The following is a 23,524-nucleotide window of genomic DNA, read 5'->3' on the forward strand; positions in this document are numbered from 1 at the left end:
TCCGTTTGACCGAGAAGAAAGGCTTTGTCCGTCTGGTATGAAATTACCGCTCCAACCGCAAGGTGAGATCGACAACGGCATCCGGGCAGGCAATCTCGATCAAAGCACCAGCCGCATCAGCGGCCGACCGGCCTTGCGTTCCAACAGCCTCTCGAAACCAGCCTTCTCGAAGACCCGCGACGAGCCGACGAACAGGCCGATCGAACGCGAATCGCGAGACAGATCTATCGGACAAGCCTCGAGCAGCCGTGCACCGTTCTGGCGGGCAAAATCGATGCCGCCTTCGACGAGGCGATGCGTGATGCCCCTGCCGCGCGCCTTGCCGCGGATGAAGAAGCAGGAGATCGCCCAGACGGCCGGATCCGTGGCGTCGGCAGGATCGACCGGTGCCGACCCCCTGCCCTGGTTGTTCCACTCGGGCACGTCGGCGCGCGGTCCGATCTGCATCCAGCCAACCGCCTGACCGTCCTCGAATGCCAGCAGGCCCGGCGGCGGGCCGGCCTCGATGCGTGCCTTGATGTGGTCCTTGTTGCGTTCCCGGCTGCTCTCGCGGCGCGTCGCCGGCGCCAGCCGGAAATGCGTGCACCAGCAGCCGTAGCAGGCACCTTGCTTGCCGAAGAGGTCCTCGAATTCAGCCAAAAGCTCGGGCGCAAGCGGCGCTATGGTCGTGCTCATGCGTTCTCCCCAGGCCAGCCTTGTCGCTGGCCTTGCACTGTCGTACCATTGCCTCTGTTCTCTTTATGTTCGCAGCGATGGCGGCCTCTGTCAACAATCCCGATCACGGTTTTTGCCGCGACTGCCTGACGTTTCAGCGCAGCCAGACGAGCCGCTGCGAGCGCTGCGGCAGCCCCCGGCTTGCGCGTCATCCCGAGCTTTACCGGCTGCATCTGGCCCATATCGATTGCGACGCCTTCTATGCGGCAATCGAAAAGCGCGACAATCCGGTGCTCAAGGACAAGCCGCTGATCATCGGCGGCGGCAAGCGCGGCGTGGTCTCCACCGCATGCTACATCGCCCGCATCCAGGGCGTCCGCTCGGCCATGCCGATGTTCAAGGCGCTCGAAGCCTGCCCGGAGGCGGTGGTCATCAGCCCCAACATGGAGAAATACGTCCGCGTCGGCCGCGAGGTGCGCGCCATGATGCAGGCGCTGACGCCGCTGGTCGAGCCGCTGTCGATCGACGAGGCGTTTCTCGACCTCGCCGGCACCGAACGGCTGCACGGCCTGCCACCCGCTGTGGTGCTGGCGCGCTTTGCGCTGGCGGTCGAGAAGGAGATCGGCATCACCGTTTCGGCCGGCCTGTCCTACTGCAAGTTCCTCGCCAAGATAGCGTCGGACTTCCGTAAACCGCGCGGCTTCTCGGTCATCGGCGAAGCCGAGGCGGTCGGCTTCCTGGCGGCGCAGCCGGTGACCATGATCTGGGGTGTCGGCAAGGCGTTCAACGCAACGCTGGAGCGTGACGGCATCCGCACCATCGGCCAGCTGCAGCAGATGGATCGCGGCGACCTCATGCGCCGCTATGGCACGATGGGCGACCGGCTCTACCACCTTTCGCGCGGCGAGGATGTCCGCCGCGTCGATCCCGATCAGGACGCCAAGAGCGTATCGGCCGAAACCACCTTCGACACCGACATCGCGTCGCTGGAGGAACTGATCGCGGTTCTCAGGGGGCTTTCGGAAAAGGTTTCGGCACGGCTGAAAAAGTCAGGCATTGCCGGGCGCACCGTGGTGCTGAAACTGAAGAGCCAGGATTTCAAGCTGCGCACGCGCAATCGCCAGCTCGGCGACCCGACCCGGCTCGCCGACCGCATCTTTCAGACTGGGGTGGAGCTTCTGCGCAAGGAAACCGACGGCACGAAGTATCGGCTGCTCGGCATCGGCGTCAGCGACCTCTCGGACGATGACAAGGCCGACCCGCCCGATCTGGTCGACATCCAGTCGCGCAAGCGCGCCATGGCTGAAGGCGCCATCGATGCCTTGCGCGACAAGTTCGGCCGCAAAGCGGTGGAAACCGGCTACACATTCGGCAAGGGCCGCGATGCCCATCCGCCGGAGCCGCTCGAAGATTGATTTTCGTCAGGTGCGCTGCAAGTCTATCCTGCTCGTCACCACGCTCTTGCCGGTTTTCGGGTCGGTGTCGATGACGGTCAGCCGCATGCCGTTCTCGCCGCGTTTCTCGACCTTCATCTGCGCCCTTCGGTCGCCATTGACCTCCTTGGCCCAGCGAATGCCCAGGTTGATCGCATTGCCCGAACGGCTGCCGTTGAGTTGCGCCGGTCCCGTGCGAGAGCCGACATAGGTGCCGCTGTATTTGGCACCTGTAACTTTCAGATTGGCGCTGATGGCCCGCGACACCACAATGAGACCGCGGCAATTTCCATCCAGCGATAGCGAGGTTGAGGTCGCATTCGACTTGAAGCTGCACGATACGCTGACGTTCGGAGCATCCGTGGTTACCTGGACAGTGCCCTTGCCGGCGAAATTGCCCTTGAACGACTGGAGAAATTGGGTCTCGTCGGCATGTGCTGCGCCTGCCGCAACCAATAGACCGCCGGTAAGCGCGAATTGCGCGAAGGATCTCATCGAAGCTCTCCTTGTCGTTTCGAAAAAAGGCGGGGCGATCCACGAGCACGGCTGACCATCGGGACTCAACGCCACCTACCGTTTCAGGTTCCGTCCGCCACATGACTGTTTTACAACATCGAGCCAGTCGCGACTGGCCCAGAAGAATGCCTTGGCTAGCGGTTGCGGCAGAGGTGCTGGCCTGCGACATAGCGCGAATGGCACCCACCCCCTCGATCCCCAAGGCCGCGTTCTGGATGGCGCTGTCTATCGCCTCGTTCCTTGGCATGACGGTCGCCGGCCGGGCCACGACAGCGGAGCTCAACGTCTTCCAAGTGCTGGAGTTGCGCTCCGTGATCGGCTTCTTCATCCTGCTGCCGCTGGTGATGATGAGTGGCGGCTTTCAAGCCATGCGCACGCAGCGCCCGGTTGCCCATATCGCCCGCAACGTCATCCATTACACGGGCCAGGCGGCATGGCTCTACGCCCTCACCTTGATTCCGCTGGCCGTGTTGATCTCGATCGAATTCACCACTCCGATCTGGACAGCTATCCTGGCGGTGATCTTTCTGGGCGAAAGGCTGAACCGGCCCAAGTTGGCAGCGATCGCGCTGGGGCTGATAGGCGTGGTGATCATCGTGCGCCCCGGTGTCGGCTCGGTCGATCCTGGACATCTGGTCGTGCTGGGCGCCGCGGCCTGCTTCGGCATCTCGGTGGTCACCGTCAAGTCGCTGACCCGGACGGACAGCGTCGTACGCATCATCTGCTGGATGCTGATTGTCCAGTCGGTGGTCGGTCTCATCCCGGCGCTCTATACGTGGCGCAACCCGCCACTGGAGCTATGGCCATGGATCGTGCTGATCGCCTTCACCGGCATGTCGTCGCATTTCTGTATGGCCCGAGCGCTTGGCTATGCCGACGCGACCATCGTCTCGCCGATGGATTTTCTACGCGTGCCGCTATCGGCACTGATCGGCTGGCTGCTCTATAGCGAGCAGATCGACGCCTTCACCGCCGGCGGCGCGCTGCTGATCCTGATGGGCAATCTGCTCAATCTGCAGCGCAGGCAGATAAAGCCGGCCGAAGTGGCGGCGTCGTAGTCCCGCCGGCCGTCAGTTCCCTTCGTCGGGTATGTTGAGAAGATGGCCGCAGGCCTTGCAATGCACGGCGTCCGGCTCGTGCCGCCGCAAGCCGCACTGCGGACAGGGAAACAACACCTTGGCTGGCCGGAAGATCGCCTGAGCCAGTCTGACAAACAGCGATATGCCGATGATCATGGTGACGATTGCCGTCAGCTTGCCGGCCATGCCCGGCAGCACGATGTCGCCGAAGCCGGTCGTCGTCACCGTGGCGACAGTGAAATAAAGCGCGTCGATATAGTTTTCCAGACCGGCGCCAGTGCGAAAGAAGAACGTGTAGACGAAGCCCGTGATGACGAACAGGAAGGTCAAAAGGTTGATGACCGCGTGGCTAGCCTCTCGCCACGGCCGCAGTCCTCGCATCTCGAAATGCCGCCAGAGCGAACCGCTGCGTGACAGCGACCACAGCCGCAGGATGCGCAGGAAGGCGAGATTGGCGAACGCCGTTGGCATCAGCAGCGTCAAGAGGATGAAGACATCGACCCACGAGGTCGGCTGCTTCATCAGCCGCAGCATGTTCTTGGAGGCAAGCAGGCGGGCAGCGAGGTCCGCGGCAACCAGCGCGGCCGCCGAATAGTCGAGCCAGAGGAATGACGGCTTGTCCTGGAGAACCGGCGTCGCGATGAAGAAGGCGACGATGGCGAGGTCGATGACGATGGCCACCAGTTGGAACCGGAAAGCGGCCGGCGTGCGCCCATGATAAAGCCTGCGCAGCCGGTCACGCAGCCGCGCCAAGACTGAAACCGCCTGCGACCCATTCCTCTGCGCCGGCTTCATGCTGACTGCGCCGGCGTTGGCGGCAGCGACCGCCCGGCTGATTGCCGCGCGCCGAAAAGAGCGGGGGTCACACCAATTCCACTTCGACCACGCCCGGCACCGCGCGCATCGCCGAGGCGATCTGCGGCGAGATACGGTAGCGGTTCGGCAGCTCTATCTCGATTTCACCCTCGCCTTCTTCCTTGATCAGCACGAAACTGACCTGGCCTTCGCCCCTGACGGTCAGTTGGCCGGCCAGCGTGTTGATCGGCGTGGCGTTGCGCACGAAGATACGCAGCGCCTTCTGGATGCGACTTGCCTCATCCTCCAGCGACTGCACCGAGTTGATGCGCAGATTGACGCCTTCCGGCCTGTCCTCGGCCGCAACGGTGATGACGACGGAGCGGCCGGCCTCGAGCAGGTCGCGATACTGTGCCAGTCCTTCCGAAAACAGCACGGCTTCGTACTGGCCTGACGTATCCGAAAAGGCGATGACGCCCATCTTGTTGCCGGTGCGCGTCTTGCGTTCCTGCTTGGATGTCACCGTGCCGGCCAGACGGCCGGCGGCGGCACCGCGTTTGACGGCCGCCGAGAACTCGGCCCACGTCTGCACCCGCATCTTCTGCAGGGCCGCCTTGTACTCGTCGAGCGGGTGGGCCGAGAGGTAGAAGCCGACCACCTGGAATTCACGATGCAGCCGGTCGGCGGCGAGCCACGGCTCTGTCGCCGGCAGATTGAGTGCCTGCGACTGGGCGCCGAGCGAGGCGCCGAAGATGTCGTGCTGTCCGGAAACCGCGTTCTGCTGCGCCAGCGACGCCAGTCCCATCATGCGTTCCACGCCCGCCATCATCGACGCGCGGTCGTGGCCGAAGCAGTCGAGCGCGCCGGCCATGATCAGGCTTTCGAAGACGCGCTTGCCGACGATCTTGGGATCGACCCGCTCGCAGAAATCGGCGAGGCTCTTGAACGGCTTTTCGCCACGCTGGGCAACGATGTGCTCGACCGCCGCGTCGCCGACGCCCTTGAGCGCTGCCAGCGAATAATAGATGCGGTTCTCACCGACCTCGAAGGGGCGAAAGCTCGATGTCACGGACGGCGCCAGCACCTCGATGCCGAGGCGCAGCGCGTCCTGGCGGAAATCGGCGAGCTTGTCGGTGTTGCCCATGTCGAGCGTCATCGACGCCGCCAGGAACTCGACCGGATAATGCGCCTTGAGATAGGCGGTCTGGTATGAAACCACCGCATAGGCGGCGGCGTGCGATTTGTTGAAACCATAGTCGGCGAACTTGGCCAGCAGGTCGAAAATGAAGTCGGCTTGCGGCTTGCCGACGCCACGCTCGACCGCGCCGGAGACGAAGCGCTCGCGCTGCTTGTCCATCTCGGCGCGAATCTTCTTGCCCATGGCGCGGCGCAGCAGATCGGCTTCGCCGAGCGAGTAGCCCGACAGCTCCTGCGCGATCTGCATCACCTGTTCCTGGTAGACGATGACGCCTTGCGTCTCCTTCACCAGATGGTCGATCTTGGGATGGATCGAGGCCATCTCCTCCTCGCCATGCTTGCGGGCGTTATAAGTCGGGATGTTTTCCATCGGGCCGGGTCGATACAGTGCGACCAGCGCGATGATGTCCTCGATGCAGTCGGGCCGCATGCCGATCAGCGCCTTGCGCATGCCGGCACTTTCCACCTGGAACACGCCGACCACTTCGCCGCGCGACAGCATGGCGTAGGTCTCGGGATCGTCGAGCGGGATGGTTGCCAGGTCGATCTCGATGCCGCGCCGGCGGATCAGCTTCACCGCCGTCTCCAGCACGGTCAGCGTCTTCAGGCCGAGGAAATCGAACTTCACCAACCCGGCCTGCTCGACATATTTCATGTTGAACTGGGTGACGGGCATGTCCGAGCGCGGATCGCGGTACATCGGCACCAGCTCCGAGAGCGGCCGGTCGCCGATGACGATGCCGGCGGCGTGCGTCGAGGCATGGCGGTAGAGGCCTTCCAGCTTCTGCGCCATGTCGAGCAGCGTCTGGACGATCGGCTCCCTCTCGGCCTCTTCGGCAAAGCGCGGCTCGTTGGCGATGGCGTCGGCGAGCTTGACCGGATTGGCCGGATTCTGCGGCACCATCTTGGAGAGCTTGTCGACCTGGCCATAGGGCATTTGCAGGACGCGGCCGACGTCGCGCAGCACGGCGCGCGCCTGCAGCGTACCGAAGGTGATGATCTGGCCGACCTGGTCGCGGCCGTATTTCTGCTGGACGTAGCGGATGACCTCCTCGCGCCGATCCTGACAGAAGTCGATGTCGAAGTCGGGCATCGACACGCGGTCGGGATTGAGAAAGCGCTCGAACAGCAGCGAGAAGCGCAGCGGATCAATGTCGGTGATGGTGGTCGAATAGGCGACCAGCGAGCCTGCGCCCGAACCGCGGCCAGGCCCGACCGGAATGCCTTGCGCCTTGGCCCATTTGATGAAGTCGGCAACGATCAGGAAGTAGCCGGGAAACTTCATCTTGGTGATAATGCCAAGCTCGAAGTTCAACCGCTCGCGGTATTGCTCGACCGTATAGCCCGCGGTCGGGCCATGCATGGCAAGGCGCGCGTCGAGCCCCTCATGGGCCTGGCGGGCCAGTTCGTCGGCTTCCGCCTGCACGGCGGCGTCATTGTCGGCGACATCGCCGCCGGTGAAGCGCGGCAGGATCGGATTGCGGTTCTTCGGGTAATAGGAGCAGCGCAGCGCGATCTCGACAGTGTTGTCGATCGCCTCCGGCAGGTCGGCAAAGAGCCTTGCCATATCGGCCTGGCTGCGCAGGAAATTGTCGGGCGACAGCCGGCGACGGTTGTCGGCGGCGACGACCGATCCCTCGGCAATGGCAATCAGCGCGTCATGTGCGTCATAGTCGTCGCGAGAGGAAAAGAACGCCTCGTTGGTGGCGACCAGCGGCAGTTCATGGGCATAGGCCAGATCGATCGAGGATTTTTCGATCAGGCGATCGTAGCCGGAAACCCGGTCAAGCTCGACATAGAGCCGGTCGCCGAACATCTCCTTGAGAGTCAAAAGCCGGGCTTCGGCCAGATCGCGGCGATCTTCCTTGAGCGCGGTGCCGATCGGTCCGCGCGGTCCGCCGCTGAGGCAGATCAACCCGTCACAATAGCTTTCCATCATTTCGGTGGTCAGGTGCACGGCTTCGCCCGGCGGCGTTTCGAGGTAGACGCGGCTGACCAGCCTGACCAGATTGGAATAGCCCGCCTCGGTCGCGGCAAGCAGGACGACCGGCCGCATATCGGGACCTTGCCGTCGGCGGTCGCGCTGGCCATCGCTGTTTTCGCCGGAAAAGGCGAGCGCCGTCTGGCAGCCGATGATCGGCTGGATGCCGTCCTTCACCGCCTTCTGCGCGAATTCGAGCGCGCCAAACAGGTTGTTGGTGTCGGTAACGGCGATGGCCGGGGCTTCGTCCTTGACCGCATGAGCCACCACCTTGCCGATCTGCAAGGCGCCTTCCAGCAGCGAATAGGCCGAATGCACGCGCAAATGGACGAAGGGCCGCGCCGGCGCCTCCGGCCGCGCCAAAGCAATCGCCGCTTCTCGCTTCAAGGGATCGCGGGGGAGTTTTTCGTCGGCCATGGTGCTGCGTGAAGGTCCTTGAGTCGATGGAGATGTATTGTCCGGGACCGCGCGATGCCAGTCCAGTACAAACCACTGCTGATCACAGGCTGCCTGCCCGGCTGGCCCTAAGCAAACTCCATGATCACAGCGTCGACAGCCAGGCTGTCGCCAGGCTTGGCGTTGAGTTTGGAGACGACAAGGTCGCGTTCGGCACGCAGCACGTTTTCCATCTTCATCGCTTCGACCACAGCCAATGTCTCGCCTGCCTTGACCTCCTGGCCTTCGGCAACGGCAATCGACACGACAAGGCCGGGCATCGGGCAAAGCAGCAGCTTCGACGTGTCCGGCGCCACCTTTTCGGGCATCAGCCTTTCCAGTTCGGCGGTGCGCGGCAGCATGGCGCGCGCGGTCACCGACATGCCTTTCCAGGCGATGCGAAAGCCATTGGCGACCGGCCTGACCTGAGCCGTAACCTTGCGCTTGCCGACCGTACCGCGCCAGACCAGATCGCCCGGCCGCCAGTCGGATGCAACGGTCAGCGCCTTGCCGCCCGCGATCGACAGATCGACTTCCATCGGAATGGAAATCATGCCCTCGATGATGGACGCCGACAGATAGTCATCATCGATCTTCACGACCCAGCCGCGCTTCAGCGCTCCCGAATGCGGCGCCAGGCGCCCGCCCAGCCGGTCAAGCCGATCACGTCGCAGCAGTTCCACTGCGGTCGCGATCGACGCCAGCACCGCTTTCTCGTCGTCGTTCGGCACGACCGGCGCGAAACCGTCGGGATATTCCTCCGATATGAAAGCGGTCGATATCCGCCCTTCCCGCCAACGCTGATGCTGCATCAAGGCAGCCAGGAACGGAATGTTGTGCTCGATTCCGTCGACGACGAAGCTGTCGAGCGCTTCCGACATGGCATCGATGGCTTCCAGACGCGTCGGCGCCCAGGTGCACAGCTTGGCGAGCATCGGATCGTAGAACATCGAGATTTCGGAGCCTTCGGTGACGCCGGTGTCGTTGCGGATGACGACATCGCCGAATTGTCCTTCCTCCGGCGGCCGGTAGCGCGTCAGCCGGCCGATCGAAGGCAGGAAATTGCGGTAAGGGTCTTCGGCATAGAGCCGGCTTTCCACCGCCCAGCCGTTCAGCTCGATGTCGCTTTGCTTCAGGCCAAGCTTTTCGCCGGCGGCGACGCGGATCATCTGCTCGACCAGATCGATGCCGGTGATGAGCTCCGTCACCGGGTGCTCGACCTGCAATCGTGTATTCATTTCAAGGAAATAGAAGTTCTTGTCATTGTCGACGATGAATTCGACCGTGCCGGCGCTCTGGTAGTCGACGGCCTTGGCCAGCGCCACAGACTGCTCGCCCATGGCCTTGCGTGTCGCTGCGTCCAGGAATGGCGACGGCGCCTCTTCGGCGACCTTCTGGTTGCGTCGCTGGATCGAGCATTCGCGCTCGCCGAGATAGAGCGCGTTGCCATGCGCGTCGGCCAGCACCTGGATTTCGATGTGGCGCGGATCGACGACGAATTTCTCGATGAAGAGACGATCGTCGCCGAACGAACTCTTGGCTTCCGAGCGCGCGCGGTCGAAGCCATCGCGCACTTCGGCTTCGCTCCAGGCGATGCGCATGCCCTTGCCGCCGCCGCCGGCCGAAGCCTTGATCATCACGGGATAACCGATTTCGCCGGCGATCTTTTCGGCATGATCGGCATTCTCGATGACGCCGAGCCAGCCGGGCACGGTGGAAACCTTGGCGGCGTTGGCGAACTTCTTCGATTCGATCTTGTCGCCCATCGCCTTGATCGCCTTGGGCTTCGGGCCGATGAAAATGATGCCTTCCGCTTCCAGCGCCTCACAGAAGGCCGCCCGCTCGGACAGGAATCCGTAGCCGGGGTGCACGGCCTGGGCTCCCGTCTCCTTGCACGCGGCGATGATCTTTTCAGGGACGAGATAGCTCAGCGCGGCTGGCGAAGGCCCGATATGCACCGCCTCGTCGGCCATCTCGACATGCACGGCGTCGCGATCGGCATCGGAATAGACCGCGACCGTGGCAATGCCCATCTTGCGCGCCGTCTTGATGACGCGGCAGGCAATTTCGCCGCGATTGGCGATCAGGATCTTGGTGAACATGCGAAATGTCATCCCTCGGGTCGGCCGTTCCTTTTATGGCCTGTGCTTGCAGGGTCAAGCCGACCATGCAATTCACTGCCTTTCAATCGACTTGCGATTCCAATTCATCGCTGTGGCCCAGTCGGGGAGCCAGCTGCCAGTTGATCGTGTCGGCAAAACCTGAAACCTTGGAAAAAAATTCGCATTGGAGGACGCCTGATGAAAACCCGCGCCGCTGTCGCTGTTGCCGCCGGAAAGCCGCTGGAGATCATGGAGGTCGACCTCGAGGGCCCGCGCGAGGGCGAAGTGCTGGTCGAGATCAAGGCGACAGGCATTTGCCACACCGATGAATTCACGCTGTCGGGCGCCGATCCGGAAGGTCTGTTTCCGGCCATCCTCGGCCATGAGGGCGCCGGCGTCGTCGTCGATGTCGGCAAGGGTGTCACCTCGCTCAAGAAGGGCGACCACGTCATCCCGCTCTATACGCCCGAATGCCGCCAGTGCCCGTCCTGCCTGTCGAGAAAGACGAACCTCTGCACGGCGATCCGCGCCACGCAGGGCCAGGGCCTGATGCCCGATGGTTCATCGCGCTTCTCGATCGGCAAGGACAAGATCTTTCACTATATGGGCTGCTCGACCTTCTCCAACTTCACCGTGCTGCCCGAGATCGCGCTGGCCAAGGTCAATCCGGACGCGCCCTTTGACAAGATCTGCTACATCGGCTGCGGCGTCACCACCGGCATCGGTGCCGTGATCAACACCGCCAAGGTCGAGATCGGCGCCACCGCGGTCGTCTTCGGCCTCGGCGGCATCGGCCTCAATGTCATCCAGGGCCTGAAACTTGCCGGCGCCGACATGATCATCGGCGTCGATTTGAACAACGACAAGAAGGAGTGGGGCGAGCGCTTCGGCATGACGCATTTCGTCAATCCGAAGGAGATCGACGGCGATGTCGTGCCCTACCTCGTCAACATGACCAAGCGTGGCGCCGACCAGATCGGCGGCGCCGACTACACATTCGACTGCACGGGCAGCACCAAGGTGATGCGTCAGGCGCTGGAAGCCTCGCATCGCGGCTGGGGCAAGTCGGTGGTCATCGGCGTTGCCGGCGCCGGCCAGGAGATCTCGACCAGGCCGTTCCAGCTGGTCACCGGCCGCACCTGGATGGGCACCGCCTTCGGCGGCGCGCGCGGCCGCACCGATGTGCCGAAGATCGTCGACTGGTACATGGACGGCAAGATCCAGATCGACCCGATGATCACCCACACGCTCAAGCTCGAGGACATCAACAAGGGTTTCGATCTCATGCATGAGGGCAAATCGATCAGAAGCGTCGTGGTTTACTGAGGAAGATCACAGGCCGCGGTCCAACCGGCGCGCGGCCTCCGTGGTTCACAATGGGAGGAGAAAAGAAACATGAGCGAACTCCCCGCCATTCTCGTCGATGCAGATGCCTGCCCGGTCAAGGCCGAGGTCGAAAAAGTGGCCGACCGGCATGGCGTCCTTGTCACCTACGTTTCCAATGGCGGCCTGCGGCCGTCGCGCGATCCGATGGTCCGCAATGTCGTGGTCTCCAAGGGCGCTGATGCCGCCGACGACTGGATCGTCGACAATGCACGCACCAACGACATTGTGATCACCGCCGACATTCCGCTGGCCGCCCGCGCGGTAGCGCTTGGCGCCCATGTGCTTGGGCCAACCGGACGTCCCTTCACGCCGGAAACGATCGGCATGGCGGTGGCGATGCGCGACCTGAAGCAGCATCTGCGCGAGACCGGCGAAAGCAAGGGCTACAATGCCAGCTTCGCGCCGCAAGACCGGTCGCGGTTTCTGGGCGAACTCGATCGCATCTTGCGGCGTGCCATGAAATCGGCCACACCGGATTAGCGCTATCCAGGGCTGGAACCACCATGGCCGCCGAAGCTCCGATAGACAAACCCATGCAGCGCCACATGCTGTTTGCTGTGTCTGCCTGCTTCGGCGTCTTTGCGCTTCTGGTGGCGTTGCTGCTGCACGCTCCGCTTGCCTATTCGATCGGCGCCAACGCGTTCTTTGCCGCCTATGTCATTCTCGTCGTCGCCCAGATGCCGAAGTTCACCGGCAGGTATCTGAGCAAGAATGCGCGCGCCACCGACCAGCCGGTGCTGGTCATCTTCGCCGTGACGCTTGTCGTCGTCGGCGTTGCCGTTGTCGCATTGTTCCTGCTGATCAATCAGAAGGACAGAAGCCATCCCATCGAGCTCTTCTTCGCGCTGCTGTCGATCCCGCTCGGCTGGTTCACCATCCATGCCATGGCAGCGCTCCATTATGCCCATGTCTACTGGATGGATGGCGATGCGATGGATGCCGAGACCAGGAAGAAAATCCCGGTCGGCGGACTGCTGTTTCCGGGCGACAAACGGCCGGAGGGTTGGGACTTCCTCTATTTCTCGACGGTGATCGGCATGACGGCGCAGACCGCCGACACCAACATCTCGACGACGCATATGCGTCGTGTCGTGCTTGTCCACTCGATCCTGTCGTTTTTCTTCAACACGGTCATCGTCGCCGCTGCCGTCAATCTCGCCGTCAGCCTGGGCGGTCCGTAATAAATCCGTGATCGGATGAAACATCGGTTTGGATCGCGACGTATCAGGAGGACAATGAGCGCGCAGGCCATGCCGCGAGGCCGGGAGACGAAACACGATGGAATCCGTTGCCAGAAGCCAATCCGCCGCCGATCCAGGCGCTTCGGCGTCGAACGACAAAACGCTGATTTACCGGCAGTCGCGCTGGACGCGGCTGACGCATTGGCTGTGGGCCATCTCCCTGTTCTTCATGCTGTTGTCCGGCCTGCAGATCTTCAATGCCCGTCCGCAGCTCTATATCGGCAAGCAATCGGGCTTCGATTACAACAACACCATCTTCGCCATCGGCGCCGAGAACTCCGATGCGGGTCCGCGCGGCTACACGGAGATCTTCGGCAAACGCTTCAACACCACTGGGGTGCTCGGCTGGTCGGGTCCGGCCGGCCAGGAGACGTCCCGCGCCTTCCCGTCCTGGGCGACCATCCCGTCCTACTATGATCTCGGCACTGCGCGCGTCATCCATTTCTTCTTTGCCTGGATACTCACCACGACGTTGATCGTCTGGTTTGTCGCCAGCACCGTGAACGGCCATTTGCGGCGCGATCTCGCGCCACGCCTCGACGATTTGAAGCGGTTGCCGCAAGACATCGTCGACCACGCCAAGCTCAAATTCCATCACACGCGCGAATACAACACGCTGCAGAAGATGGCCTATGGCGGGGTTCTGTTCGTGCTGCTGCCGCTGATGATCATCACCGGTCTGGCGATGTCGCCAAGCATGAACTCGGTGCTGCCTTTCCTCAACGATCTGCTCGGTGGCCGGCAGACGGCACGCACCATCCATTTCACCGTGATGGTGCTGCTGGTCGCCTTCTTCGTCGTCCATATCCTGATGATCCTGGCCGCCGGCCCGATCAACGAGCTGCGCTCGATCATCACCGGCTGGTACCGCACCGATCCTCCCGCACAGGACGACAATACAGCCGAGAGGAGTGCCTGATATGGCGAAGTTTGAGATCAGCCGCCGCAAATTCCTGACCGCTGCCGGCCTTGGCGCTTCCGGTATCATGCTGTCGGGCTGCGACGCCTTCGACAGCCAGCTAAGCGTCGGCAGCGGCCTGCGCAGTTTCCTCGAAAACGCCAATGGCCTGACCTACCGCGCACAGCGCCTGCTGGCCGGACGCGACGCGCTGGCGCCGGAATTCACCGAGGCCGATATCCGGCAGCCGCAGCGGCCGAACGGCGTCACCGCTCCCGATGACGACGTCTACAAGGGCCTGCTCGCCAACAATTTCGCCGACTGGCGTCTGGAAGTGACGGGTCTCGTCGAAAAGCCGCTGTCGCTCAGCCGCGAGCAGCTCCAGAACATGCCAAGCCGCACCCAGATCACCCGCCATGACTGCGTCGAAGGCTGGAGCTGCATAGCCAAATGGACCGGCACGCCGCTGTCGCTGGTGCTGGACCAGGCGGTGGTCAAACCGCAGGCGCGCTATGTCATGTTCCATTGCCTCGACACGATCGACCGCAGCCTGTCGGGCGACATCAAATATTACGGCACCATCGACCTCATCGATGCCCGTCACCCGCAGACGATCCTCGCCTACGGCCTGAACGGCAAGCCGCTGCCGGTCGAGAACGGCGCGCCGCTGCGGGTTCGCGTCGAGCGCCAGCTCGGCTACAAGATGCCGAAATATCTCTACAAGATCGAACTGGTCGACGGCTTTGCCGATGTCGGCGGTGGCAGGGGCGGCTATTGGGAAGACAATGGCTATGACTGGTACGGCGGGATCTGAGCTGCACACCGCAAATCCGGCGCTGAAGATGCTAGCCTAGCGAGCGGCGAAACAGCTCGCCTTTTCCGGCAATCTGCTCGCTAATACCGCCAAGCCGCAGCATATGCCAGGCAAGTGCATGGTTGCTGGAGGTGACCGGTTTCCCCAACTCCTTCTCGACCTCCTCGATGATGCGGGCAACGCGCATGCTGGTGCAGGAAACGAACACCGCATCACAGTCGCTCGACGCACCGATTTCCAAGATGGCCTGCTTGACCGATGCCGGCGTGATGCGTGCGACGACATTGTCGTCCGCCTCGTTGAAGGAGCCCATGACCGGAATATCCATCCCCCGCGCCATCAGCGATGCCCGCAGCGAATGATTGATTTTCGCCAAGTAAGGGGTGAGCAGCGCGATCCTCGAGACCCCCAGGGCCTTCAGCGCGGCGCGTGCCGCGGTCACCGGATTGGTCACCTGCACACCAGGCAGCACCTCGTGAACGCGCTCGGCAACCTTATCCTCGCCGATGACCAGCGCTCCCGACGTGCAGGCAAAGCCGATCACATCGAACTTGACGTCGGGCAAGAGTCCCACCGTTGCCGGGATTACCGCCGACATTTTCATCAAGTTTTCCGGTGTGATCTCGACATCGCTGTAGAGCCGCGCCTCGTACAGCGCGATGTCGCGCGCGGGCAGCGCATAGCGGAATTCATCCTCGATGGTCTGGTCGGTCCGCAGCACGAGCAGGCCGAGATTGGCGCGCGTGCCGATACCGTCATCGGTCGTGAAGGGAATGTGTTCCTTGTCGAGGACAAGCGTGTCGGCGGCGCGGCTAACCGGGGCGTCCATGGCGCAGTCCCCTTCCTGATGCCAATCAGAATTGTCGACAATAGAAACGGCGATATTGCCGAAACTGTCAAGGGCTCTGTGCAGATCCTGGGAACCGGTAAACGCCTCAATTTTGCGCTTGCGCGGATCGCTTGTCCGTCGCCGACCCATCCACCGTTGACAGGGATCGGCGTCTTCCTATTGAATTGTCGACAATAGGAACACAGCCCTTCGGGACAGCAATGCGCGTATTGATCTTGGGCGGCGGCGTGGTCGGGATCACCACCGCTTATCAGTTGCAAAAGGACGGCCACGCGGTCACTGTTCTCGAGCAGGCACCGCAGGTGGCCGAGGGCGCGAGCTGGGCAAATGCAGGCATGATCGCGCCCGGTCACTCCTTCGTCTGGTCATCGCCAGCCGCGCCAAAAATCCTGCTGAAGTCGCTGTTCCTGAAAGACCAGGCGCTTCGCTTCAAACTTTCCGCCGACCCGCATCTCTACAGCTGGTCGCTGCGCTTCCTCAGGGAATGCACGGCCGCCAAAGCGCGTCGCAATACCCTCCTCAAACATCGGCTTGCGGTCCATTCCCAATCGGTCCTGCAGGCGGTCGTCAGGGAGGAAGCGATCCAGTACGACAGGACCTCGGCCGGCATCCTTTACTTCCACCGCAGCCGTCAGGCGCTCGACAAGGGCGTCGCCAACATGCGCCTGCTGGAGGCCGACGGCCAGGAGATCCGCATTGTCGACGCACAGGAAATCGTTGACCGCGAGCCGGCGCTGGCTTCGTCGCGCGGCAGCATTGCCGGCGGCATAATGTGTCCAACCGATGAAACCGGCGACGCCGCCAAGTTCACGCGCGCGCTGGCGGCCATCGTCGAAACGAGGGGCGGCAAGATCCTGACAAGCACGAGGATCGTCGGGATCGAACGCAGGAATGACGCGATCATCCGGGTCGTCACCGACAAGGGAGAATTTCTGGCCGACGCCTACGTTCTGTGTCTCGGCGCCGAAAGCCCGATCCTCGCCCGCAAGATCGGCCTTGGTTTGCCGATCTATCCGGTCAAAGGATATTCCCTGACCATTCCCATCGTCGACCCGGCGCTGGCTCCAAAACTCCCCGTCATCGATGAGCACAATCTCGTTGCCATCACGCCGATGGGCGATCGCATCCGCGTCACCGCCACCGCGGAATTCGCGGGCTATGATCGCAGCCACAAGCCTTCGGATTTCGCCTTCATGAAGCGCGTCACGCAGGACCTGTTCCCGCGCGGTATCGCCTATGATCGCGCCGAAATGCGGGCCTGCCTGAGACCCATGACGCCCGACAATCTGCCGATCCTCGGCCTGCGCAACATCAAGAACCTCTGGCTGAACACCGGCCACGGCCATATTGGATGGACGATGGCGCATGGATCGGCCCGCATCGTCGCCGACCTGATCGCCGGCCGGGCTGCGCCGATCGCCCTCGACGGTATCCTTCCCACACAGGCGCGGTTCGCCGAACCAAGCGCCGCATCGGCCCGCATCGTCGCCGACCTGATCGCCGGCCGGGCTGCGCCGATCGCCCTCGACGGTATCCTTCCCACACAGGCGCGGTTCGCCGAACCAAGCGCCGCAAAGGCTTGACCGACGCCATGCTCCGACCCGCCAGGCACAGCAACCAGGACGACAATGCGGCGTTGGCATCCAAGCCGATCAAGACCGGCCCGCGCGTCTATGAAGAGATCCGTCGCATGGCGATGGACTATCGCTTCAAGCCGAACGAGCGCATCAACGAAGTGGCGCTTGCCGCGAGGCTGAATGTCAGCCGCAGCCCGATCCGGGAGGCCCTCCAGCGGCTGGTCACGGAGGAACTCATCACCTTTCAGACCAATCGCGGCTTCTTTTGCCGCGGCTTCGATGTCGACGAGGTCGTCAATCTTTCCGACGTGCGGGCGGTTCTCGAGGAGCGCTCCGTCAGGCTGGCGATCCAGCGCGCGACCAATGAAGAGCTCGCCGCGCTCGTCGACTGGTGGACGCTCACCATGGCGCGCGCCGACTCGTTTTCCAGCGCCGAGCTGACCGCCAGGGACGAGGAGTTTCACATCCGCATCGCCAGGCTGTCAGGCAATCCCGAACTGGCGCGCATGCTCGAAGGCATCAACACGCGCATCCATTTCGTTCGCAAGATCGAAGTGGAGAAGCACCGGCGACTGTCGACGACCTACACCGAACACAGCGAAATCGCCCGAGCCATGGTAGCCCGCGATGCCGACACGGCCGCAAGGCTCATGCATGACCACATCGACATCAGTGTCGCCGATGCCATGTCGACCGTCCGGGAAGGCCTGGCCCGGATATACGTCGACGTCGATCAGATCTGACCAGCATCCCGGATCCGATTAAGCAATCTCTGGCCGGTCAGGCAACCTTGTCGAGCAGCGGCCTGAGCGCCGGGTGAATTTCCGGCGAGGCGTGCTTGATCAGGGTCAGCAGCGCGCGTTCGTTCTCGTAAAGAGGCCTGTCGACGCCGATATGTTCGATCAGCCAGCCGGCTTCGCCGGCATCGATCGTCTCGGCACGGCGGGCCAGGGCCTCGGCCGCCCTGTTCTTGGCTTCCCATTCGGCTTCGATGTCGCCATGAGATCGGTAGGCCTCCATGATGCCGGCAAGCCCGCCGGAGATCATGCGGCTGAAGAAGCCGCCGATTTCCGGATCGGCATGTTCGAGGAAGGCGTCATGGCGCAGCGCCACGTCGCGCGTCGGTGCTTCGTAGCCGGCCGAGCACATGACGAAATTGGCGATCGCCTTGACGAACAGCTCGTTCCAGGACGGATCGTTTTGTCCTTGAGCAGTCCGCTCGTTGATCTTGAGCAGCACCTCGGCCTCGGCGCGCGTGATGGCGATGTTGCCGTCGCCGCCATGGGCATGGAGTATCCGGCGCAAAAGCTCGACCTCCGCCTGCGCGACGAGGCCCGAAGCCAGCGCGCCGCCGAGCATCAGCGGCCCCTTGCCGTCAATGACGGCATGCGCCACCTGCTCCAGCGCATACACACAAAGCTGGGCCGGCGACGATTTCGCCTGTTCCAGCACATGCACCAGCAATTCGAGTTCGGTCCGGCTGTCGACCATGCCGTCGCGCGAGATCGTGCGGATCAGCCAGTCGGCATTGTCCTGCGAGATATAGCCCGACGGCTTTTCCTGGTGGACGATATAGTCGGTGACCGCCTCAATGAAGAAGGGCGGCCATTCCTGGCATTTGTCCTTCGCCGTGGCATCGAGCGCGAACAGCGCCTCGGCCTCGCCACGCGTCACGACGCCGTCGCCGAACACTTCATGGCGCAACATCGCCACGTCCTCCGCGGCGATGCGGCTTTTCGAGGTCAGCCCGGCCACCGGCGCGCTCATGATCAATTCGCCCATTTGTCGTCCCCGTCCGCCGTCGCCAAGCGCCGGCCCGATAGCGTCATACAAGCCAACATATCAGCAGTGTCTTGAAAAACCGGCAAACGGCGTGGTTAGTGAAGACTTGTCGCCAACGCATGTCGCCTGACAGCGTGCCGCGGTTTGAAGAACGACATGCACGCGCTTTAGATGTTGCTGACAGGTGACAAGCCGTCGCGCGCAAGCTATGGATGGCGCGTCGAGGACTCAGGGTCTTGAGTCCTACCTGTTTGCGGGAGAGAACAGCGAGAGCTGTCGCCGAAGGGGAAATCGCCCGAAATCTCTCAGGCAAAAGAACCGTAGACGGGAAAGACACTCTGGAAAGTCGGGGCTTGCCCCCGCGCCGAAGGTGTAAGCGCCGCTGACAGAGTTCCGGCTGCGCGAGTCTCTCAGGCTTCAGACAGAGGGGCACGGACTGGTCGCCATTCGCGACCGATTGCGTGCGACTCTGGAGACGACATGACGGGCGACGACACAAAACACCTTCCCCTTGAAGATATCCATATGGCCGCCGGTGCGCGCTTCGGCGCCTTTGCCGGCTGGTCGATGCCGCTGACCTATCCGGCCGGCGTCATGAAGGAACACCTTCACACCCGCGAGCAGGCCGGCCTGTTCGACATCTCGCACATGAAGCTGTTCGAGGTCAGCGGACCGGAAGCGGCGGCACTGCTCAACCGTGCTTGCCCACTGGATGCCGGCGCGCTCGAAATCTCGCAATCCAAACTGTCCTTTTTCCTCAACGAAGCAGGCGGCATCCTCGACGACCTGATCGTCACCAGGCTTGGCGATGCCAGGTTCATGGTGGTCGCCAATGCCGGCAACGCCGTAGCCGACGAAAAACATTTGCGTGCACTTGCCGCGGATTTCGACGCCAGGATCGAGCCGCTCGACCGCGTCTTCCTGGCCATCCAGGGTCCTGAAGCCTGGGCCGCCCTTTCCCGCGCCGGCATCGAGACCGGCTCGCTGCTGTTCATGCATGGGGTCGAACCGCGCAAGAACTGGTTCATGAGCCGGTCGGGCTATACCGGCGAGGACGGGTTCGAGATCGGCTTGCCGGAGGCCGATGCACGCGACCTCGTCGCGAAGCTGCTCGGAGACGAGCGCGTGCTGTGGATCGGCCTGGCTGCGCGCGACAGCCTGCGCCTGGAGGCCGGTCTCTGCCTGCATGGCCAGGACATCACACCGGAAACCGACCCGGCCAGCGCCGCCTTGATGTGGGCAATTCCAAAGGACATCCGCGCTTCCGGCACTTTCATCGGCGCCGATGCGCTCCGCGCCGCAGTGGAACGAGGACCCGCGCAAAAGCGCGTCGGTTTGAAGCCGGAAGGCCGCCAGCCGGTGCGTGGCGGTGCCGCGCTCTTCGACGCCGACGGCAACCCGGCCGGCCATGTCACGTCGGGCGGCTTCGGCCCCTCGGCCGGCCATCCGGTCGCCATGGGCTATGTCTCGACACCTCTGGCAAAGCCCGGAACACGGGTTTTCGCCGATGTGCGCGGCACGAAAATCCCAGTCGATATCAGCTCCCTGCCCTTCACACCGCATCGCTACCGAAAAGGATGATCTCAATGGCAACGACCTATTTCACATCAGATCACGAGTGGCTCCGCGTCGAGGGCGGCATCGCCACGGTCGGCATCACTGACTACGCGCAGGAGCAGCTCGGCGACCTCGTCTTCGTCGAACTGCCGGAGACGGGAAAGAAATTGACCAAGGGCGACACCGCCGTCGTGGTCGAATCCGTCAAGGCGGCGTCCGATGTCTATGCACCAGTCGACGGCGAGATCACCGAGGCCAACGGCACGCTGTCGTCGGATCCGTCACTGGTCAATTCGGCCGCAACAGGGGCCGGCTGGCTGTGGAAGATGAAGCTTGCCGACGAAAGCCAGCTCGCCGGTCTCATGGATGAGGCCGCCTACAAAGCCCATATCGGTTGATATCAGGACTTATTGAGATGACCGCAGCACCCTACCCCTTCTCGGCCCGCCATATCGGTCCCGGCCTCAACGATACCAGAGCCATGCTGGCCGCCATCGGCGTGCCCTCGATCGAGACGCTGATCAGCCAGTCCGTCCCGAAGTCGATCCGGCTCGATCGGCCGCTTGCCCTGCCGGCACCAGCGAGCGAGGCGGAAGCGCTGGCTGAGCTTTCGGCTGTCATGGCCGGGAATACGGTGCTGAAGAGCTTCATCGGCGCCGGTTATCACGGCGTCCATGTGCCGCCGGTTATCCAGCGCAATCTGTTCGAGAACCCGGCCTGGTATACGGCCTACACGCCCTATCAGGCCGAGATCAGCCAGGGCCGGTTGGAAATGCTGTTCAACTTCCAGACCCTGGTCACCGAACTGACCGGCCTGCCGGTGGCATCGGCGTCGCTGCTGGATGAAGCAACCGCCGTGGCCGAGGCGGTCGGCATTGCGCTGCGCCATCACCGCGACAAGCGCACCAAGGTAGCACTTGCCGGCACGCCGCACCCGCAGACGCTGGACGTGGTGCGCACCCGCGCCGAGCCGCTCGGCATCGAGATCGATGGCGAGACGATCGACGACAACACCGCCGCCCTGCTTGTCTCCTGGCCGGATACATTTGGCGTCTATGGCGACCACAAGGCAGCGATCGACAAGGCACACGCGACCGGCGCCCTCGTCGTCTTCATCGCCGACCCGCTCGGCCTGACGCTGACCGACGCGCCGGCCAAGCTTGGCGCCGACATCGCCGTCGGCCCGATGCAGCGCTTTGGCGTGCCGATGGGCTTTGGCGGCCCGCACGCGGCCTATTGCGCCGTCTCCGACAGGCTGACGCGGCTGATGCCTGGCCGCCTGGTCGGCCAGTCCACCGACAGCAAGGGCCGGCCCGGATACCGGCTTGCCTTGCAGACGCGTGAACAGCATATCCGCCGCGACAAGGCGACCTCCAACATCTGCACCGCGCAGGCGCTGCTCGCCAATATGGCGACCGCCTATGCCATCTGGCACGGCCCCGCCGGGCTGCAGGCGATTGCCGGGCGCATCCACACGCTGGCCAATCGTCTTGCCGCCGGGCTCAAAGCAGCAAACATCTCCGTGCTCGGGTCAAGCCGCTTCGACACGGTGACGGCCGAGGTGAAGGGCAAGGCAGCTTCGATCGCCGCCGCCGCTGAAAAGGGCGGTAGATTGCTGCGTGCCGTCGATGCCGACCACATCGGCATCGCCTTCGACGAAACCTCCACCGAGGCCGATCTCGACGCAATCGCGGCCCTGTTCGGCGCCAAGGCTGGTGCCTCCGCCGACAGCACGGTGCCCGGCAAGCCGCGCGGCAAGGAGTTCCTGACCCAGCCTGTTTTCCACGAAAACAAGTCGGAAACCGAGATGATGCGCTTCCTGCGCCGGCTGGCCGACAAGGACCTGGCGCTCGACCGCGCCATGATCCCGCTGGGATCCTGCACCATGAAGCTCAACGCCGCCGCCGAGATGATGCCGGTGAGCTGGCCGAGCATTGCCAATCTGCACCCTTTCGCCCCGGCCGCGCACTCGGCAGGCTACCGCGCCATGATCGGGGAGCTGGAGAGCTGGCTGTCGGAGATCACCGGCTTCGACGCCGTCACGTTGCAGCCCAATGCCGGCAGCCAGGGCGAATATGCCGGACTGCTCGCCATCCGCGGCTATCACCGCTCTCGCGGCGACAACCACCGCACCGTCTGCCTGATCCCCTCCTCGGCGCATGGCACCAATCCCGCGAGCGCGGCGATGGCCGGCATGAACGTCGTCGTCGTGCGCTGCACCGAAGACGGCAACATCGACATGGACGACATGAAGGCCAAGGCGACTGAGCATGCGCAAAATCTCGCAGCGCTGATGTTCACCTATCCCTCGACGCATGGCGTGTTCGAGGAAGGCGCACGCGATCTCTGCGCGCTGATCCATGAGCATGGCGGCCAGGTCTATTTCGACGGTGCCAACCTCAACGCGCTGGTCGGGCTTGCCCGTCCCGGCGACATCGGCGCCGATGTCTGCCATATGAACCTGCACAAGACCTTCTGCATTCCGCATGGCGGCGGCGGACCCGGCATCGGGCCGATCGGCGTCAAGGCGCATTTGAAGCCGTATTTGCCCGGCCATGTCACCGAAGGCTCGGCGCACGCCGTCTCCGCCGCCCCCTTCGGCAGCGCCTCGATCCTGCCGATCACCTGGATGTATATCCGCATGATGGGCGCCTCGGGCCTGAAGCAGGCGACCGAAACGGCGATCCTGTCCGCCAATTACATCGCAACGCGGCTCGGTGCGCATTTCCCGGTGCTCTACAAGGGCAGGCAGGGACGCGTCGCGCATGAATGCATCCTCGACACCCGTGTGCTCAAGGAGAGTGCAGGCATCAGTGTCGACGATGTCGCCAAGCGGCTGATCGATTATGGTTTTCACGCGCCGACCATGTCCTTCCCGGTCGCCGGCACGCTGATGGTGGAGCCGACCGAGTCCGAGCCTAAGCGGGAAATCGACCGCTTCTGCGAGGCCATGATCGCGATATCGGCAGAGGCAGCAAAAGTCGCCAGGGGCGAATGGCCTTTGGCCGACAATCCGCTGGTCAACGCGCCGCACACCGCCGCCGAGGCGCTGGCCGGCCAGTGGAACCATCCCTACTCGCGCCTGGAAGCGGCCTATCCGGCCGGCGACGCCGACACGGCAGCCAAGTACTGGCCTCCGGTGTCACGCATCGACAATGTCGCCGGCGACCGCAACCTGGTCTGCTCGTGCCCGCCGCTGTCCGACTATCTGGGGGCCGCGGAGTAAT

General features: G+C 63.3%; 19 protein-coding genes and 1 riboswitch. Of the genes, 12 read left to right on the forward strand and 7 right to left on the reverse strand.

The window, feature by feature from the left end:
* Positions 1–99: 99 nt before the first annotated feature.
* The gene (locus tag AC0NIL_RS21020; RefSeq protein ID WP_473573409.1) at positions 100–675 is read right to left on the reverse strand and encodes a GNAT family N-acetyltransferase; all 576 of its coding nucleotides are present in this window, start codon (positions 673–675) and stop codon (positions 100–102) included.
* Positions 676–740: 65 nt separating this feature from the next.
* On the opposite strand from AC0NIL_RS21020, the gene AC0NIL_RS21025 reads away from it, so the two are divergent.
* Positions 741–2,069: a DNA polymerase IV gene (locus AC0NIL_RS21025; RefSeq protein ID WP_473573411.1), complete on the forward strand. Its 1,329-nt coding sequence runs from the start codon at positions 741–743 to the stop codon at positions 2,067–2,069.
* A 6-nt stretch (positions 2,070–2,075) separates the two neighbouring features.
* Here the strand turns inward: AC0NIL_RS21025 and AC0NIL_RS21030 are convergent, their stop codons facing one another.
* Positions 2,076–2,582, reverse strand: coding sequence for a hypothetical protein (locus AC0NIL_RS21030; RefSeq protein WP_024503586.1), 507 nt, complete (start codon positions 2,580–2,582; stop codon positions 2,076–2,078).
* Between the two features lie 197 nt (positions 2,583–2,779).
* Here AC0NIL_RS21030 and AC0NIL_RS21035 point away from each other — a divergent pair, with 197 nt between their 5' ends.
* Positions 2,780–3,661, forward strand: coding sequence for a DMT family transporter (locus tag AC0NIL_RS21035; RefSeq protein WP_013531939.1), 882 nt, complete (start codon positions 2,780–2,782; stop codon positions 3,659–3,661).
* Positions 3,662–3,673: 12 nt separating this feature from the next.
* Here the strand turns inward: AC0NIL_RS21035 and AC0NIL_RS21040 are convergent, their stop codons facing one another.
* From AC0NIL_RS21040 to AC0NIL_RS21050, 3 genes are all read right to left on the reverse strand, one after another.
* Positions 3,674–4,477, reverse strand: coding sequence for a potassium channel family protein (locus AC0NIL_RS21040; protein WP_473573413.1), 804 nt, complete (start codon positions 4,475–4,477; stop codon positions 3,674–3,676).
* A 67-nt stretch (positions 4,478–4,544) separates the two neighbouring features.
* Positions 4,545–8,072, reverse strand: coding sequence for a DNA polymerase III subunit alpha (gene dnaE, locus AC0NIL_RS21045; RefSeq protein WP_275953147.1), 3,528 nt, complete (start codon positions 8,070–8,072; stop codon positions 4,545–4,547).
* 107 nt (positions 8,073–8,179) lie between these two features.
* Positions 8,180–10,192, reverse strand: coding sequence for an acetyl-CoA carboxylase biotin carboxylase subunit (locus AC0NIL_RS21050; RefSeq protein ID WP_275953148.1), 2,013 nt, complete (start codon positions 10,190–10,192; stop codon positions 8,180–8,182).
* 198 nt (positions 10,193–10,390) lie between these two features.
* Here AC0NIL_RS21050 and AC0NIL_RS21055 point away from each other — a divergent pair, with 198 nt between their 5' ends.
* The 5 genes from AC0NIL_RS21055 to AC0NIL_RS21075 all read left to right on the forward strand — a co-directional run bounded on the left by AC0NIL_RS21055 (position 10,391) and on the right by AC0NIL_RS21075 (position 14,531).
* Positions 10,391–11,518 carry an S-(hydroxymethyl)glutathione dehydrogenase/class III alcohol dehydrogenase gene (locus AC0NIL_RS21055; RefSeq protein WP_063172038.1) on the forward strand — a complete coding sequence of 376 codons (1,128 nt, stop codon included), beginning with the start codon at positions 10,391–10,393 and terminating at the stop codon, positions 11,516–11,518.
* Between the two features lie 69 nt (positions 11,519–11,587).
* Entirely contained in the window at positions 11,588–12,058 is a 471-nt protein-coding gene (locus AC0NIL_RS21060) for a YaiI/YqxD family protein (RefSeq protein ID WP_024505334.1), read from the forward strand.
* Positions 12,059–12,081: 23 nt separating this feature from the next.
* Positions 12,082–12,759, forward strand: coding sequence for a DUF1345 domain-containing protein (locus AC0NIL_RS21065; RefSeq protein ID WP_013531945.1), 678 nt, complete (start codon positions 12,082–12,084; stop codon positions 12,757–12,759).
* Between the two features lie 97 nt (positions 12,760–12,856).
* On the forward strand, positions 12,857–13,738 hold the full coding sequence (locus AC0NIL_RS21070) for a cytochrome b/b6 domain-containing protein (RefSeq protein WP_064995323.1): 882 nt from the start codon (positions 12,857–12,859) through the stop codon (positions 13,736–13,738).
* A 1-nt stretch (position 13,739) separates the two neighbouring features.
* Positions 13,740–14,531 carry a molybdopterin-binding protein gene (locus AC0NIL_RS21075; protein WP_024505336.1) on the forward strand — a complete coding sequence of 264 codons (792 nt, stop codon included), beginning with the start codon at positions 13,740–13,742 and terminating at the stop codon, positions 14,529–14,531.
* A gap of 31 nt (positions 14,532–14,562) precedes the next feature.
* On the opposite strand, the gene AC0NIL_RS21080 is transcribed toward AC0NIL_RS21075, so the two are convergent.
* Positions 14,563–15,360, reverse strand: a complete 798-nt coding sequence (locus AC0NIL_RS21080) for a maleate cis-trans isomerase family protein (RefSeq protein ID WP_275954591.1) — start codon at positions 15,358–15,360, stop codon at positions 14,563–14,565.
* A 221-nt stretch (positions 15,361–15,581) separates the two neighbouring features.
* Here AC0NIL_RS21080 and AC0NIL_RS21085 point away from each other — a divergent pair, with 221 nt between their 5' ends.
* Together AC0NIL_RS21085 and AC0NIL_RS21090 are read left to right on the forward strand one after the other, a co-directional pair.
* Entirely contained in the window at positions 15,582–16,964 is a 1,383-nt protein-coding gene (locus AC0NIL_RS21085; protein ID WP_275954592.1) for a D-amino acid dehydrogenase, read from the forward strand.
* Positions 16,965–16,972: 8 nt separating this feature from the next.
* Positions 16,973–17,701 (forward strand): GntR family transcriptional regulator, encoded by a 729-nt coding sequence (locus AC0NIL_RS21090; protein WP_027162561.1) that lies wholly within the window; start codon positions 16,973–16,975, stop codon positions 17,699–17,701.
* A 37-nt stretch (positions 17,702–17,738) separates the two neighbouring features.
* Here AC0NIL_RS21090 and AC0NIL_RS21095 read toward each other — a convergent pair whose 3' ends face one another.
* On the reverse strand, positions 17,739–18,740 hold the full coding sequence (locus tag AC0NIL_RS21095; protein WP_275954593.1) for a hypothetical protein: 1,002 nt from the start codon (positions 18,738–18,740) through the stop codon (positions 17,739–17,741).
* A 244-nt stretch (positions 18,741–18,984) separates the two neighbouring features.
* A riboswitch (glycine riboswitch) is annotated at positions 18,985–19,071 on the forward strand.
* 149 nt (positions 19,072–19,220) lie between these two features.
* Here AC0NIL_RS21095 and gcvT point away from each other — a divergent pair.
* From gcvT to gcvP, 3 genes are read left to right on the forward strand one after another with little or no spacing between them, the layout of a single operon-like run.
* Positions 19,221–20,321, forward strand: a complete 1,101-nt coding sequence (gene gcvT, locus AC0NIL_RS21100; RefSeq protein WP_063172036.1) for a glycine cleavage system aminomethyltransferase GcvT — start codon at positions 19,221–19,223, stop codon at positions 20,319–20,321.
* A 5-nt stretch (positions 20,322–20,326) separates the two neighbouring features.
* Entirely contained in the window at positions 20,327–20,695 is a 369-nt protein-coding gene (gcvH, locus tag AC0NIL_RS21105) for a glycine cleavage system protein GcvH (RefSeq protein ID WP_013531953.1), read from the forward strand.
* A gap of 17 nt (positions 20,696–20,712) precedes the next feature.
* Positions 20,713–23,523 (forward strand): aminomethyl-transferring glycine dehydrogenase, encoded by a 2,811-nt coding sequence (gene gcvP / locus AC0NIL_RS21110; RefSeq protein WP_473573784.1) that lies wholly within the window; start codon positions 20,713–20,715, stop codon positions 23,521–23,523.
* The last annotated feature ends 1 nt before the right edge of the window (position 23,524 follow it).

This window comes from Mesorhizobium sp. WSM1343, from assembly GCF_055901535.1.

Coding starts and splice junctions, on each gene's coding strand:
- AC0NIL_RS21020 (WP_473573409.1), bottom strand. CDS start 675: ATGAGCACGACCATAGCGCCGCTTGCGCCCGAGCTTTTGGCTGAATTC.
- AC0NIL_RS21025 (WP_473573411.1), top strand. CDS start 741: ATGTTCGCAGCGATGGCGGCCTCTGTCAACAATCCCGATCACGGTTTT.
- AC0NIL_RS21030 (WP_024503586.1), bottom strand. CDS start 2,582: ATGAGATCCTTCGCGCAATTCGCGCTTACCGGCGGTCTATTGGTTGCG.
- AC0NIL_RS21035 (WP_013531939.1), top strand. CDS start 2,780: ATGGCACCCACCCCCTCGATCCCCAAGGCCGCGTTCTGGATGGCGCTG.
- AC0NIL_RS21040 (WP_473573413.1), bottom strand. CDS start 4,477: ATGAAGCCGGCGCAGAGGAATGGGTCGCAGGCGGTTTCAGTCTTGGCG.
- dnaE (WP_275953147.1), bottom strand. CDS start 8,072: ATGGCCGACGAAAAACTCCCCCGCGATCCCTTGAAGCGAGAAGCGGCG.
- AC0NIL_RS21050 (WP_275953148.1), bottom strand. CDS start 10,192: ATGTTCACCAAGATCCTGATCGCCAATCGCGGCGAAATTGCCTGCCGC.
- AC0NIL_RS21055 (WP_063172038.1), top strand. CDS start 10,391: ATGAAAACCCGCGCCGCTGTCGCTGTTGCCGCCGGAAAGCCGCTGGAG.
- AC0NIL_RS21060 (WP_024505334.1), top strand. CDS start 11,588: ATGAGCGAACTCCCCGCCATTCTCGTCGATGCAGATGCCTGCCCGGTC.
- AC0NIL_RS21065 (WP_013531945.1), top strand. CDS start 12,082: ATGGCCGCCGAAGCTCCGATAGACAAACCCATGCAGCGCCACATGCTG.
- AC0NIL_RS21070 (WP_064995323.1), top strand. CDS start 12,857: ATGGAATCCGTTGCCAGAAGCCAATCCGCCGCCGATCCAGGCGCTTCG.
- AC0NIL_RS21075 (WP_024505336.1), top strand. CDS start 13,740: ATGGCGAAGTTTGAGATCAGCCGCCGCAAATTCCTGACCGCTGCCGGC.
- AC0NIL_RS21080 (WP_275954591.1), bottom strand. CDS start 15,360: ATGGACGCCCCGGTTAGCCGCGCCGCCGACACGCTTGTCCTCGACAAG.
- AC0NIL_RS21085 (WP_275954592.1), top strand. CDS start 15,582: ATGCGCGTATTGATCTTGGGCGGCGGCGTGGTCGGGATCACCACCGCT.
- AC0NIL_RS21090 (WP_027162561.1), top strand. CDS start 16,973: ATGCTCCGACCCGCCAGGCACAGCAACCAGGACGACAATGCGGCGTTG.
- AC0NIL_RS21095 (WP_275954593.1), bottom strand. CDS start 18,740: ATGGGCGAATTGATCATGAGCGCGCCGGTGGCCGGGCTGACCTCGAAA.
- gcvT (WP_063172036.1), top strand. CDS start 19,221: ATGACGGGCGACGACACAAAACACCTTCCCCTTGAAGATATCCATATG.
- gcvH (WP_013531953.1), top strand. CDS start 20,327: ATGGCAACGACCTATTTCACATCAGATCACGAGTGGCTCCGCGTCGAG.
- gcvP (WP_473573784.1), top strand. CDS start 20,713: ATGACCGCAGCACCCTACCCCTTCTCGGCCCGCCATATCGGTCCCGGC.